The organism is Pseudomonas sp. NBRC 111131 (assembly GCF_001320525.1).
GTDB lineage: Bacteria > Pseudomonadota > Gammaproteobacteria > Pseudomonadales > Pseudomonadaceae > Aquipseudomonas > Aquipseudomonas ceruminis.
On sequence record NZ_BCBH01000022.1, the window covers coordinates 85,156 to 97,922 of the forward strand.

Annotated in this window: 11 protein-coding genes; all 11 read left to right on the plus strand. The window is 62.1% G+C overall.

The genetic code is table 11. The features are described 5' to 3' along the window. Positions 1 to 59 precede the first annotated feature (59 nt). The 11 genes from potA (at position 60) to APH34_RS19300 (ending at position 12,724) form a co-directional block, all read left to right on the plus strand. Positions 60 to 1,202 (plus strand): polyamine ABC transporter ATP-binding protein, encoded by a 1,143-nt coding sequence (gene potA / locus APH34_RS19250; RefSeq protein WP_054902488.1) that lies wholly within the window; start codon positions 60 to 62, stop codon positions 1,200 to 1,202. Further along, entirely contained in the window at positions 1,199 to 2,119 is a 921-nt protein-coding gene (locus APH34_RS19255) for an ABC transporter permease subunit (protein ID WP_054902489.1), read from the plus strand. The genes potA and APH34_RS19255 overlap by 4 nt, the downstream gene beginning before the upstream one ends. Then, positions 2,116 to 3,009 (plus strand): ABC transporter permease subunit, encoded by an 894-nt coding sequence (locus tag APH34_RS19260; protein ID WP_054902490.1) that lies wholly within the window; start codon positions 2,116 to 2,118, stop codon positions 3,007 to 3,009. Before APH34_RS19255 ends, APH34_RS19260 begins: the two co-directional genes overlap by 4 nt. A gap of 234 nt (positions 3,010 to 3,243) precedes the next feature. After that, complete coding sequence (locus tag APH34_RS19265; protein ID WP_054902491.1) at positions 3,244 to 4,332, plus strand: efflux RND transporter periplasmic adaptor subunit; 1,089 nt, start codon at positions 3,244 to 3,246, stop codon at positions 4,330 to 4,332. Further along, on the plus strand, positions 4,329 to 5,396 hold the full coding sequence (locus APH34_RS19270) for an efflux RND transporter periplasmic adaptor subunit (protein WP_054902492.1): 1,068 nt from the start codon (positions 4,329 to 4,331) through the stop codon (positions 5,394 to 5,396). The genes APH34_RS19265 and APH34_RS19270 overlap by 4 nt, the downstream gene beginning before the upstream one ends. Next, on the plus strand, positions 5,393 to 8,446 hold the full coding sequence (locus APH34_RS19275) for an efflux RND transporter permease subunit (RefSeq protein WP_054902493.1): 3,054 nt from the start codon (positions 5,393 to 5,395) through the stop codon (positions 8,444 to 8,446). The genes APH34_RS19270 and APH34_RS19275 overlap by 4 nt, the downstream gene beginning before the upstream one ends. A gap of 243 nt (positions 8,447 to 8,689) precedes the next feature. Then, complete coding sequence (oscA, locus tag APH34_RS19280) at positions 8,690 to 8,872, plus strand: sulfur starvation response protein OscA (RefSeq protein ID WP_054902494.1); 183 nt, start codon at positions 8,690 to 8,692, stop codon at positions 8,870 to 8,872. A 47-nt stretch (positions 8,873 to 8,919) separates the two neighbouring features. After that, on the plus strand, positions 8,920 to 9,927 hold the full coding sequence (locus APH34_RS19285) for a sulfate ABC transporter substrate-binding protein (RefSeq protein ID WP_054902495.1): 1,008 nt from the start codon (positions 8,920 to 8,922) through the stop codon (positions 9,925 to 9,927). 100 nt (positions 9,928 to 10,027) lie between these two features. Continuing rightward, positions 10,028 to 10,846 carry a sulfate ABC transporter permease subunit CysT gene (gene cysT / locus APH34_RS19290; protein ID WP_051098159.1) on the plus strand — a complete coding sequence of 273 codons (819 nt, stop codon included), beginning with the start codon at positions 10,028 to 10,030 and terminating at the stop codon, positions 10,844 to 10,846. A 12-nt stretch (positions 10,847 to 10,858) separates the two neighbouring features. Beyond that, positions 10,859 to 11,731: a sulfate ABC transporter permease subunit CysW gene (gene cysW, locus APH34_RS19295; RefSeq protein ID WP_054902496.1), complete on the plus strand. Its 873-nt coding sequence runs from the start codon at positions 10,859 to 10,861 to the stop codon at positions 11,729 to 11,731. A gap of 3 nt (positions 11,732 to 11,734) precedes the next feature. Further along, entirely contained in the window at positions 11,735 to 12,724 is a 990-nt protein-coding gene (locus APH34_RS19300) for a sulfate/molybdate ABC transporter ATP-binding protein (RefSeq protein ID WP_008093195.1), read from the plus strand. The last annotated feature ends 43 nt before the right edge of the window (positions 12,725 to 12,767 follow it).

The following is a 12,767-nucleotide window of genomic DNA, read 5'->3' on the forward strand; positions in this document are numbered from 1 at the left end:
CAATCCAGGCCCGCCGCAAACGTAGGGCGGGCACACAAATCTTGTTGGGAGTTTCACTCATGGCAGTTGCCTCCGGTGCCTATAAGAAAGCCCTCGAGGGTGGCCAGCAACCCAAGCAGGTGCTGGTCAAGATCGACCGGGTCACGAAAAAGTTCGATGAAACGGTAGCTGTGGACGATGTGTCCCTGGAAATCCGCAAAGGCGAGATCTTCGCCCTGCTGGGTGGCTCCGGTTCTGGCAAATCGACCCTGTTGCGCATGCTGGCCGGGTTTGAACGCCCGACCGAAGGGCGGATCTTCCTCGATGGCGTCGACATCACCGACATGCCGCCCTACGAGCGGCCGATCAACATGATGTTCCAGTCCTACGCGCTGTTCCCGCACATGACTGTGGCGCAGAACATCGCTTTTGGCCTGCAGCAGGACCGGATGCCCAAGGCCGAGATCGACGCCCGTGTGACCGAGATGCTCAAGCTGGTACACATGACCCAGTACGCCAAGCGCAAGCCGCACCAGCTCTCTGGTGGCCAGCGTCAGCGCGTGGCCCTGGCCCGTTCGCTGGCTAAGCGCCCCAAGCTGCTGCTGCTCGACGAGCCGATGGGGGCGCTGGACAAGAAGCTGCGCTCGCAGATGCAACTGGAGCTGGTCGAGATCATCGAGCGCGTGGGCGTGACCTGCGTGATGGTGACCCACGATCAGGAAGAGGCCATGACCATGGCCCAGCGCATCGCCATCATGCACCTGGGCTGGATTGCCCAGATCGGTTCGCCTGTGGACATCTACGAGACCCCCACCAGCCGCCTGGTGTGTGAGTTCATCGGCAACGTCAACCTGTTCGAGGGTGACGTGGTCGACGACGCCGAAGGCCATGCGATCATTGCCAGCCCGGAACTGGAGCGCAAGATCTACGTCGGCCACGGCATCACCACCTCGGTGGAAGACAAACACATCACCTACGCCCTGCGTCCGGAAAAGCTGCTGGTGACCACCACGCAGCCGGAGTTCGAGCACAACTGGTCGCGCGGCAAGGTCCACGATATCGCCTACCTGGGTGGCCATTCGGTGTTCTACGTCGAGTTGCCAAGTGGCAAGGTCGTCCAGTCGTTCGTCGCCAACGCCGAGCGCCAGGGCGCACGCCCTACCTGGGGTGATGAAGTGTACGTGTGGTGGGAAGACGACAGCGGCGTGGTACTGCGGTCATGAAACTGCGCAAGCTCAAGCGAGCCTTCCAGCGCCTGACCCCGCAGGGGCGGCACCTGGTGATCGGCGTGCCGTTCATCTGGCTGTTCCTGTTCTTCATGCTGCCGTTCTTCATCGTGTTGAAGATCAGCTTTGCTGAAGCCGACGTGGCCATCCCGCCGTATACCGAAATCTACAGCTACGTCGAAGACAAGATCCAGTTGGTGCTCAACCTGGCCAACTACGGCCTGTTGACTGAGGATGAGCTGTACATCTCGGCCTACCTGGGATCGCTGAAGATGGCCTTCTTCAGCACCATCCTCTGCCTGCTGATTGGCTACCCCATGGCCTACGCCATTGCCAACGCCCGCAAGGAAACCCAGACCGTGCTGTTGCTGCTGATCATGATGCCGACCTGGACCGCGATCCTGATCCGCGTCTATGCCTGGATGGGCATCCTCAGCAATAACGGGCTGCTCAACGGTTTCCTGATGTGGACGGGGCTGATCGACCAGCCGTTGCAGATCCTCAATACCAACCTGGCGGTCTATATCGGCGTGGTCTACTCGTACCTGCCGTTCATGATCCTGCCGCTGTTCGCCAACCTGGTGAAGCATGACCCGAGCTTGCTCGAGGCCGCATCGGACCTCGGTTCGAGAGCCTTCAACAGCTTCTGGAAAATCACCGTGCCGCTGTCGAAGAACGGCATCATCGCCGGCTGCATGCTGGTGTTCATCCCGGTGGTGGGCGAGTTCGTCATCCCTGAACTGCTGGGCGGCCCGGAAACCCTGATGATCGGTAAGGTGTTGTGGCAGGAGTTCTTCAACAACCGCGACTGGCCGGTGGCATCCGCCCTGGCGGTGGTGATGCTGGCGATCCTGATTGTGCCGATCCTGCTGTTCAACCGCAGCCAGGCTAAAGAAATGGAGGGCAGGGCATGAAGCGCTTCAGTTTTTCCAAGCTGATGCTGGTGCTCGGCTTGCTGTTCATCTACCTGCCGATGCTGATCCTGGTGATCTACTCGTTCAACGCCTCCAAGCTGGTGACCGTGTGGGGTGGCTGGTCGGTGAAGTGGTACGTCGGCCTGCTCGACAACACCCAGCTGATGGGGTCGGTGATGCGCTCGCTGGAAATCGCCTGCTACACGGCGGTGGCAGCGGTTGCGTTGGGCACCCTGGCGGCCTTCGTGCTGACCCGGGTCACCCGCTTCAAGGGCCGCACGCTGTTCGGTGGCCTGGTCACCGCGCCGCTGGTAATGCCCGAGGTCATCACCGGCCTGTCGCTGTTGCTGCTGTTCGTGGCCATGGCACAGATGATCGGCTGGCCGCAGGAGCGTGGCATCGTCACCATCTGGATCGCCCACACCACGTTCTGCGCTGCTTACGTGGCGGTGGTGGTGTCGGCGCGCCTGCGTGAGCTGGACCTGTCGATCGAGGAAGCGGCGATGGACCTGGGCGCCAAGCCGTGGAAGGTGTTCTTCTTGATCACCATCCCGATGATCGCGCCGTCGCTGGCGGCGGGTGGCATGATGTCGTTCGCCCTGTCGCTCGATGACCTGGTACTGGCCAGCTTCGTGTCAGGCCCTGGCTCCACCACCTTGCCCATGGAAGTGTTCTCTGCCGTGCGCCTGGGTGTGAAGCCAGAGATCAACGCCGTGGCCAGCCTGATCCTGCTGTCGGTGTCGCTGGTCACCTTCCTGGTCTGGTTCTTCAGCCGCCGTGCAGAAGAGCGTCGCCGCAAGGCCATCCAGCAGGCGATCGAAGAGGGTGCCGCGGCCAACGTGTCGCAACCACAGGTCAAGCGCCCGACGCAGGTCGCTGCGTCGGCCTGACCCGGCCTGCTCGCGGACAAGCCCGCTTTCACAGGTACTGCGCAGATCATGACGTCTGCACAGTACTCAGTGGAAGCGGGCTTGCCCGTGCAAGGGCCTACTCACCGTAAGTACTTTCCTTGGAGGAAGTGCCTCAGAGGTTATCCAACGGGCCTCATCAGTGTTTTTTCTGAACCCTGATCTACGCTAACAGTCGCATCCCACGAATCATTTGTGCGCAAGCTAGGAGCCTGCATGAGGGTGACGCGTTCACTGTTGGTCGTAGGCTTGGGGCTGTTTGGCATGCTCTCAGGCTGCAGCAAGGAAGAAACCCCCGAGGTCATGCCGCGGGTCGGCGTGTTGCAGGTTCAACCCACCGATTTTGCTGCCAAGGTCACCCTGACCGGTGACGTCCAGGCGCGGGTGCAGACTGACCTGTCGTTCCGCGTGGGTGGCAAGATCATCTCGCGCAGCGTCGATGTGGGCGATCACGTCAAGGCCAACCAGGTGCTCGCACGGCTGGACCCGAAAGACCTGCAGAACAATGTCGACTCGGCCAAGGCCGAGGTGTTTGCCGCCCAGGCGCGGGTCACCCAGACCAGCGCGGCCTTCGTCCGCCAGCAAAAACTGTTGCCCAAGGGCTACACCAGTCAAAGCGAATACGATTCTGCCCAGGCTGCACTGCGCAGCAGCCAGAGCGCGCTCAAGGCTGCCCAGGCACAGCTGGCCAATGCCAACGAGCAATTGAGCTACACCGCGCTGGTGTCCGAGGCCGATGGGGTGATCACCGAGCGTCAGGCCGAGGTTGGCCAGGTGGTGCAGGCGACCATGCCGATTTTCAGCCTGGCCCGCGATGGCGACCGCGATGCAGTGTTCAACGTGTACGAATCCTTGCTGGTGGCGCCGCCCAGTGACGCCGGCGTCATCGTCAGCCTGCTCGACAACCCCAAGGTCCAGGCCCAGGGCCATGTCCGTGAAATCACCCCGACCGTGTCGGCGCAGAGCGGTACGGTGCAGGTCAAGGTGGCCCTGCGCGACGTGCCGGCAGGCATGCAGCTCGGTTCGCCGGTGACCGCCACCGCCAATGCCCAGGGGCGGCCAAGTATCGAGTTGCCTTGGGCAGCCCTGACCAAAGCATTGCATGAGCCGGCCGTGTGGGTGGTGGGCGAGGGCGACAAGGTGGAACTGCGCAAGGTCCAGGTCGCTCGCTACCTCACCGGCAAGGTGGTGGTCGCCCAGGGCATCAAGGACGGCGAGACCGTGGTGGTCAGTGGCGGCCAGCTGTTGCATCCAGGCATGCAGGTTGAAAAGGTCGATGCCAAGGATGGAGGTGCCGCGCCATGAAACGAATGCTGATGATATGTGCGGCTGGCCTGTTGTTGACCGCCTGTGGCAGTGAAGAAGAGCAGCCCGAAGCCGTGCGGCCCGTGCTTTCGACCTTGGTCGAGGCCCAGGCGCAGTCGCAGTTGGGCCGTTTCGCCGGCACTGTCCAGGCACGCTACGAAAGCACCCTGGGCTTTCGGGTGTCCGGGCGTATTGCCCGCCGCTGGCTGGATGTAGGGGCCCAGGTGAAACCCGGCGATACCCTGGCCACCCTTGACCCTACCGACCAGCAAAACCAGCTGCGCGCCGCCGAAGGCGACCTGGCCAGGGTTCAGGCGCAGTGGATCAATGCCCAGGCCAACGCCCGTCGCCAGCAGCAGCTGTATGACCGCGGCGTCGGCGCACAGGCCCAGTTGGACATCGCCCAGACCGACCTGAAAACCACCGGCGCCAGCCTTGAGCAAGCCCGCTCGGCGCTGAGCCAGGCCCGCGACCAACTCGACTACAGCACCCTGCGCAGCGACCACGCGGCGGTGATCACCGCCTGGCAGGCCGAGGCCGGGCAGACTGTCACCGCCGGCCAGGCCGTGGTGACTCTGGCCCGGCCAGACGTCAAGGAGGCGGTGATCGACCTGCCAATCAGCGTTGCCGAACAACTGACCAAAGACCTCACCTTCACCGTTGCCTCGCAGCTGGACAACAGCATCAACACCACCGCCACCCTGCGTGAACTGGAACCGCAGGCCGACGCCGCCACCCGCACCCGGCGTGCGCGGCTGACCCTTGCCAGTACCCCGAACGCGTTCCACCTGGGGACTGCCATCAGCGTCACCCTGACCTCGGCGATAACCCCACGCAGCGAATTGCCGCTGAGTGCGCTGCTGGAGCGCGATGGCAAGACCCAGGTGTGGGTCGTCGACCCACAGCAGAAGACGGTTGCCACCCGTGATGTAGCCGTGCTCGAGCGCACGCGCGACAGCATTGTGCTGGCTTCCGGGGTAAAAGCCGGCGAGCGGGTGGTTACCGCCGGTGTGAATAGTCTCAAGCCTGGCCAGAAGGTCACATTCGACGAGGAAGGGCAATGAAAGGAAGCTTCAACCTGTCCGAATGGGCGCTGCGCCACCAATCCTTCGTCTGGTACCTGATGTTCGTTGGCCTGTTGATGGGGATCTTCTCCTACTTCAACCTGGGCCGTGAGGAGGACCCCTCGTTCACCATCAAGACCATGGTGATCCAGACCCGTTGGCCGGGTGCCACGCAGGACGAAACGCTCTACCAGGTCACTGACCGCATCGAGAAAAAGCTCGAGGAACTCGACTCCCTCGACTACACCAAGAGCTACACCCGCCCTGGCGAGTCCACGGTCTACGTCTACCTGCGTGACACCACCAAAGCGGGTGACATTCCGCAGATCTGGTACCAGGTGCGCAAGAAGATCCAGGACATTCGTGGCGAGTTCCCCCAGGGTATCCAGGGGCCGGGCTTCAACGATGAGTTCGGTGACGTGTTCGGCTCGATCTACGCCTTCACCGCCGATGGCCTGACCCTGCGCCAGTTACGTGACTACGTGGAGCAGGCCCGGGCCGAGGTGCGTGAAGTCCCTAACATCGGCAAGATCGAGCTGGTAGGCACCCAGGACGAAGTGCTTTACCTCAAGTTCTCCACCCGCAAGCTGGCGTCCCTGGGCATCGACCAGCGCCAGGTCATGCAGGCCTTGCAGCAACAGAACGCGGTAACCCCTGCCGGGGTGATCGAGGCGGGCCCGGAGCGGATTTCGGTGCGCACCACGGGGCAGTTCGCCTCGGAAAAGGACCTGCAGACCGTAAACCTGCGCATCAATGACCGTTTCTTCCGCCTGTCCGATATCGCCGACATCGAGCGTGGCTATGTCGACCCACCCTCACCGATGTTCCGTTACAACGGCCAGACCGCGATCGGCCTGGCAATCGGCATGAAGGCGGGCGGCAACATCCAGGAGTTCGGCGCCGCGCTGAAAGAGAAAATGGACAGCGTGGTCAGCGAATTGCCAGTGGGCGTAGGCGTGCACACCGTGTCTGACCAGTCGGTGGTGGTGAAGGAGGCGGTTGGTGGCTTTACCAGTGCCTTGTTCGAGGCTGTGGTGATCGTGCTCGCGGTAAGTTTCGTCAGCCTGGGGGTACGCGCGGGCCTGGTGGTGGCCTGCTCGATCCCGCTGGTGCTGGCCATGGTGTTCGTGTTCATGGAGTACAGCGGTATCACCATGCAGCGGATTTCCCTGGGCGCGCTGATCATTGCCCTGGGGCTGCTGGTGGACGATGCGATGATCACGGTCGAAGTGATGGTCACACGCCTGGAAATGGGCGAGAGCAAGGAGCAGGCGGCCACCTTCGCCTATACCTCGACCGCCTTCCCCATGCTCACCGGGACCCTGGTGACCGTGGCCGGCTTCGTGCCCATCGGGCTCAATGCCAGTTCCGCAGGCGAGTACACCTTTACGCTGTTCGCGGTGATCGCCGTGGCGCTGCTCGTGTCCTGGGTGGTGGCGGTGTTCTTCGCCCCGGTGCTGGGCGTGCATATTCTCAAGGTCGACAAGCTCAAAGCGCATGATGCCGAGCCCGGGCGAGTCGGGCGGGCATTCGAAGGCGGGTTGGTGTGGTGCATGCGCCACCGCTGGCTGACCATCATCGGCACCATCGTGCTTTTCGCCCTGGCGCTGTTCAGCATGCGCTTCGTGCAGAACCAGTTCTTCCCGTCGTCCGACCGGCCAGAAATCCTCGTCGACCTCAACCTGCCGCAGAACGCCTCGATCGAAGAGACGCGCAAGGTCGTCGACCGCCTGGAAGCCAAGATCAAGGACGACCCGGACCTGGTGCGCTGGAGCACGTACATTGGCCAGGGGGCCATCCGCTTCTACCTGCCGCTCGACCAGCAGTTGCAGAACCCGTACTACGCTCAGCTGGTGATCGTCAGCAAAGGCCTGGAGGAACGCGGCGCCCTGATCGGTCGGCTGCAGAAGCTGTTGCACGAGGAGTTCGTCGGCATCGGCAGCAACGTTCAGTCGCTGGAAATGGGCCCGCCAGTGGGGCGGCCGATCCAGTACCGGGTCAGTGGCAAGGACATCGACCAGGTGCGCAAGCACGCCATCGACCTGGCGACCATGCTCAACAGCAACGAACACATCGGCGACATGATCTACGACTGGAACGAGCCCGGTAAGGTATTGCGGGTGGAAATCGCCCAGGACAAGGCGCGCCAGTTGGGGCTGTCGTCCGAGGACGTGGCCAACGTGATGAACAGCATCGTCAGCGGTGCGCCGGTCACCGAGGTCAACGACAACATCTACCTGGTCGATGTCATCGCCCGTGCCGTGGACAGCGAGCGAGGTTCGCCCGACACCCTGCAGAACCTGCAGATCGTCACTCCTAGTGGCACCTCGATACCGCTGCTGGCCTTCGCCACAGTGCGTTACGAGCTGGAGCAGCCGCTGGTGTGGCGCCGCGACCGCAAGCCGACCATCACCATCAAGGCCTCGGTCAACGGAGACCTGCAGCCTACTGACTTGGTGGAGCAGCTCAAGCCGAAGATCGACGAGTTCTCCAGCAAGTTGCCCGTTGGCTACGAAGTGGCCACCGGCGGTACGGTGGAGGAGAGCGGCAAGGCGCAAGGCCCGATCGCCAAGGTCATCCCGCTGATGCTGTTCCTGATGGCGACCTTCCTGATGATCCAGCTGCAAAGCGTGCAGAAGCTGTTCCTGGTCGTCAGCGTAGCGCCCCTGGGGTTGATCGGGGTGGTGCTGGCGCTGGTGCCCACGGGCACTCCGATGGGCTTTGTGGCGATCCTCGGGATTCTGGCCCTGGCCGGCATCATCATTCGTAACTCGGTAATTCTGGTGACGCAGATCGACGAGTTCGAAGCCCAAGGCTATTCGCCATGGGATGCAGTGATGGAAGCCACCAACCACCGGCGCCGACCGATCCTGCTGACCGCCGCAGCGGCCAGCCTGGGCATGATCCCGATTGCCCGCGAAGTGTTCTGGGGGCCTATGGCCTACGCCATGATCGGCGGCATCATCAGTGCAACGCTGCTGACGCTGCTGTTCCTGCCGGCGCTCTATGTGGCCTGGTACAAGATCCAAGAGCCGCAGCAACAACGCTGACGCTCACTGGATCTATCGCCGGCAAGCCGGCTCCGCATACACCACACGGCGTGATAACGGTGTGGTTTCTGTAGGAGCCGGGTTGCCCGCGACAGGGCCATCGGGCCCTATGATTAAATTAGTTATATAAACATTCTTAAACAGTATTTTTAAGAATATCCGCGCCTCACTACTATTGCCCTCAAGCCAGGCGCAAATCCCCTTCAAACCTCTGCCCGGCACTTCACTCACAGGAGAACGAGCATGAGTGCATCTCTGCGTAGCATCGACGGTCAGGACGAAGCCACCATTCTGCGTGAGATCCAGAGCGCCCTGCGCGATCTGCGTTTCGGTGCGGTGGAGATTACCGTGCATAACGCTCAGGTCGTGCAGATCGAGCGCAAGGAAAAGTTCCGCCTGCAGCAGCCCGGCAACAAGTCCAGCTGATACCGCATCACACCAAAATTAGAAAAATGCCAATCGGGAGCTTCACCATGTCCATCCGCCGTTATGCGCTCGCCGCCCTGGCCAGTGCCGTTTTTGCCGGTTCCGCGATCGCCAAGGACTACGAACTGTTGAACGTGTCCTATGACCCGACCCGCGAGCTGTACCAGCAGTACAACGCCGAGTTCATCAAGCACTGGCAGCAAGCTCATCCGGACGACAAAGTGAAGATCCAGCAGTCCCACGGTGGCTCGGGCAAACAGGGCCGCGCCGTGATCGACGGCCTGCGCGCCGACGTGGTGACCCTGGCCCTGGCCGGTGACATCGACGAAATCGCCAAGCTCGGCAAGACCCTGCCAGAGGACTGGCAGAAGCGCCTGCCGGATGCCAGCACCCCTTACACCTCGACGATCGTGTTCCTGGTGCGCAAGGGCAACCCGAAAGGCATCAAGGACTGGGGCGACCTGATCAAGAAAGATGTCTCGGTGATTACCCCCAACCCGAAAACGTCCGGCGGCGCCCGCTGGAACTTCCTTGCTGCCTGGGCGTATGGCCTGAAACAAGGCGGCAGTGAAGAAAAGGCCAAGGAATACGTGCAGGAGCTGTTCAAGCATGTGCCTGTGCTGGACACCGGTGCCCGCGGTTCGACCATTACCTTCGTCAACAACGGCCAGGGTGACGTGCTGCTGGCCTGGGAAAACGAAGCCTTCCTGGCGCTGAAGGAAGACGGTGGCGCCGACAAGTTCGACATCGTCGTGCCTTCGCTGTCGATCCTTGCCGAGCCACCGGTGGCCGTGGTCGACAAGAACGCCGAGAAGAAGGGCAACACGGAAATCGCTACTGCCTACCTCAAGTACCTGTACAGCCCGGCAGGTCAGAAAATTGCTGCCGAGAACTTCTACCGCCCACGTGACGAGAAAGTCGCTGCCGAATTCGGCAAGCAATTCCCGAAATTGGATTTGGTAACCATCGACAAAGACTTCGGTGGCTGGAAGACTGCACAACCCAAGTTCTTCAACGATGGCGGTGTGTTCGACCAGATCTACCAGGCACAGTAGAACGCAGGGGCTGCTGTGCAGCCTCAGGAGCAACACCCTTCAGTAGCCTGCACCGGCCCGGGATCGATCCCGGGCTTCGTGCGTTCAACCAGGGATATTTATGTCACGTCGCATTTCCCCCGTCATACCCGGCTTCGGGCTGACGCTGGGCTACACCTTGGTGTACCTCAGCCTGATCGTGCTGATACCGCTGGCAGCCATGTTCGTGCATGCCGCTCAGCTGACCTGGGAGCAGTTCTGGAACATCATCAGTGCGCCGCGGGTGCTCGCCGCGCTCAAGCTGAGTTTCGGTACAGCGCTGTTTGCCGCCATCATCAACGGTGTGATCGGAACACTGCTGGCCTGGGTGCTGGTGCGCTACACCTTCCCGGGGCGCAAGATCATCGATGCGATGATCGACCTGCCGTTCGCCCTGCCCACAGCCGTTGCCGGTATCGCCCTGACTGCTCTGTACGCCCCGGCGGGTTGGGTCGGTCAATTCGCCACCGACCTGGGTTTCAAGATCGCCTATACCCCACTGGGTATCACCCTGGCGCTGACCTTCGTCACCTTGCCGTTCGTGGTGCGCACGGTACAGCCGGTGCTGGCCGACATCCCGCGTGAAGTCGAAGAGGCCGCCGCCTGCCTGGGCGCGAAACCGCTGCAGGTGTTCCGCCATGTGCTGGCACCGGCCTTGCTGCCTGCCTGGCTCACCGGCTTTGCCCTGGCCTTCGCCCGCGGCGTCGGCGAGTATGGTTCGGTGATCTTCATCGCAGGCAACATGCCGATGAAGACCGAGATCCTGCCGCTGCTGATCATGGTCAAGCTGGACCAGTACGACTACACCGGCGCGACTGCCATCGGCGTGCTGATGCTGGTGGTTTCCTTCATCCTGCTGCTGCTGATCAACCTGCTGCAGCGCCGCATCGAAACCCCTTGAAGGAGGCCGGTCATGTCTAGTTCATCCCTGAGCGCTACCGCCGCCGCCAATGCAGCCCGCCGTGGCAGTGCCACTTCGCGACGCATCCTGATCGGCCTTGGCTGGCTGGTGTTCGCGCTGTTCCTGCTGCTGCCGCTGGTGATCGTGGTGTCGCAGGCCTTGAAAAACGGCTTCGGTACCTTCTTCGAGGCGATCTTCGAGCCCGATGCCTTGTCGGCGCTGAAGCTGACGCTGTTGGCGGTGGTCATTTCCGTGCCCCTGAACCTGGTGTTCGGCGTCAGCGCCGCCTGGTGCGTAAGCAAGTACACCTTCCCCGGCAAAAGTGTACTGGTCACCCTGATCGACCTGCCGTTCTCGGTGTCGCCAGTGATTGCCGGCCTGGTCTACGTGCTCATGTTCGGTGCGCAGGGCCTGTTCGGGCCTTGGCTGCAGGATCACGATATCCAGATCGTCTTCGCCTTGCCTGGCATCGTGCTGGCGACCATCTTCGTCACCGTGCCCTTCGTTGCCCGTGAGCTGATTCCGCTGATGCAGGAGCAGGGCACCCAGGAAGAGGAAGCCGCGCGGCTGCTCGGCGCCAACGGCTGGCAGATGTTCTGGCACGTGACCTTGCCGAACATAAAATGGGGCCTGATCTACGGCGTGGTGCTATGTACTGCGCGAGCCATGGGCGAGTTTGGCGCGGTGTCGGTGGTGTCGGGCCACATCCGCGGCGTGACCAACACCCTACCGCTGCATGTGGAGATCCTCTACAACGAGTACAACCACGTCGCAGCCTTCAGCGTGGCCAGCCTGCTGCTGATCCTGGCGCTCTTCATCCTGCTGCTCAAGCAGTGGAGCGAGAACCGTATTAACCGCCTGCGCCAAAGCGCAGCGGAGGAATAACTCATGTCGATCGAAGTTCGTAACGTCAGCAAGCGCTTCAACAGCTTCCAGGCCCTGGACAACATCAACCTGGATATCCACAGCGGTGAGCTGGTGGCCTTGCTCGGCCCGTCCGGCTGCGGCAAAACCACCCTGCTGCGCATCATCGCCGGCCTGGAAACGCCGGATGATGGCAGCATCGTGTTCCACGGCGAGGATGTGTCCGGCCACGATGTGCGTGATCGCAACGTCGGGTTCGTGTTCCAGCACTATGCGCTGTTCCGCCACATGAGCGTGTTCGACAACGTCGCCTTCGGCCTGCGCATGAAGCCCAAGGGTGAGCGCCCGAGCGAGAGCAAGATTGCCGAGAAGGTCCACGAGTTGCTGAACATGGTGCAACTGGACTGGTTGTCCGACCGCTACCCCGAGCAGCTCTCGGGTGGCCAGCGCCAGCGTATCGCCCTGGCGCGCGCCCTGGCGGTGGAGCCCAAGGTGCTGCTGCTCGACGAACCGTTCGGTGCGCTGGACGCCAAGGTGCGCAAAGAGCTGCGCCGTTGGCTGGCACGGTTGCACGAGGACATCAACCTGACCTCGGTGTTCGTCACCCACGACCAGGAAGAAGCCATGGAAGTGGCAGACCGCATCGTGGTGATGAACAAAGGCGTGATCGAGCAGATTGGCTCGCCGGGCGAAGTGTATGAGAAGCCGGCCAACGACTTTGTCTACCACTTCCTCGGCGACTCCAACCGTCTGGCGTTGAGCGAAGGTCATCACGTGTTGTTCCGCCCGCACGAGGTCTCGTTGTCGCGCCATGAAACCGAAGGCCACCATGCGGCCGAGGTGCGTGACATTCGCCCACTGGGTGCGACGACCCGCGTAACCCTGAAGGTGGAAGGGCAAAGCGAGCTGATCGAGGCCGAGGTGGTCAAGGATCACGACAGCCTGACCGGGCTGGCGCGTGGTGAGACGCTGTTCTTCAGGCCGAAAGTCTGGCAGAAAGTGGCGGATATCTGATTCGTCGGTCAATGAAGAACCCGGGCATGGTCCCGGGTTTTTT

Bases quoted from the DNA above. Each gene is read 5' to 3' on its own strand.
- potA (WP_054902488.1), top strand. From the start codon at position 60: ATGGCAGTTGCCTCCGGTGCCTATAAGAAAGCCCTCGAGGGTGGCCAG.
- APH34_RS19255 (WP_054902489.1), top strand. From the start codon at position 1,199: ATGAAACTGCGCAAGCTCAAGCGAGCCTTCCAGCGCCTGACCCCGCAG.
- APH34_RS19260 (WP_054902490.1), top strand. From the start codon at position 2,116: ATGAAGCGCTTCAGTTTTTCCAAGCTGATGCTGGTGCTCGGCTTGCTG.
- APH34_RS19265 (WP_054902491.1), top strand. From the start codon at position 3,244: ATGAGGGTGACGCGTTCACTGTTGGTCGTAGGCTTGGGGCTGTTTGGC.
- APH34_RS19270 (WP_054902492.1), top strand. From the start codon at position 4,329: ATGAAACGAATGCTGATGATATGTGCGGCTGGCCTGTTGTTGACCGCC.
- APH34_RS19275 (WP_054902493.1), top strand. From the start codon at position 5,393: ATGAAAGGAAGCTTCAACCTGTCCGAATGGGCGCTGCGCCACCAATCC.
- oscA (WP_054902494.1), top strand. From the start codon at position 8,690: ATGAGTGCATCTCTGCGTAGCATCGACGGTCAGGACGAAGCCACCATT.
- APH34_RS19285 (WP_054902495.1), top strand. From the start codon at position 8,920: ATGTCCATCCGCCGTTATGCGCTCGCCGCCCTGGCCAGTGCCGTTTTT.
- cysT (WP_051098159.1), top strand. From the start codon at position 10,028: ATGTCACGTCGCATTTCCCCCGTCATACCCGGCTTCGGGCTGACGCTG.
- cysW (WP_054902496.1), top strand. From the start codon at position 10,859: ATGTCTAGTTCATCCCTGAGCGCTACCGCCGCCGCCAATGCAGCCCGC.
- APH34_RS19300 (WP_008093195.1), top strand. From the start codon at position 11,735: ATGTCGATCGAAGTTCGTAACGTCAGCAAGCGCTTCAACAGCTTCCAG.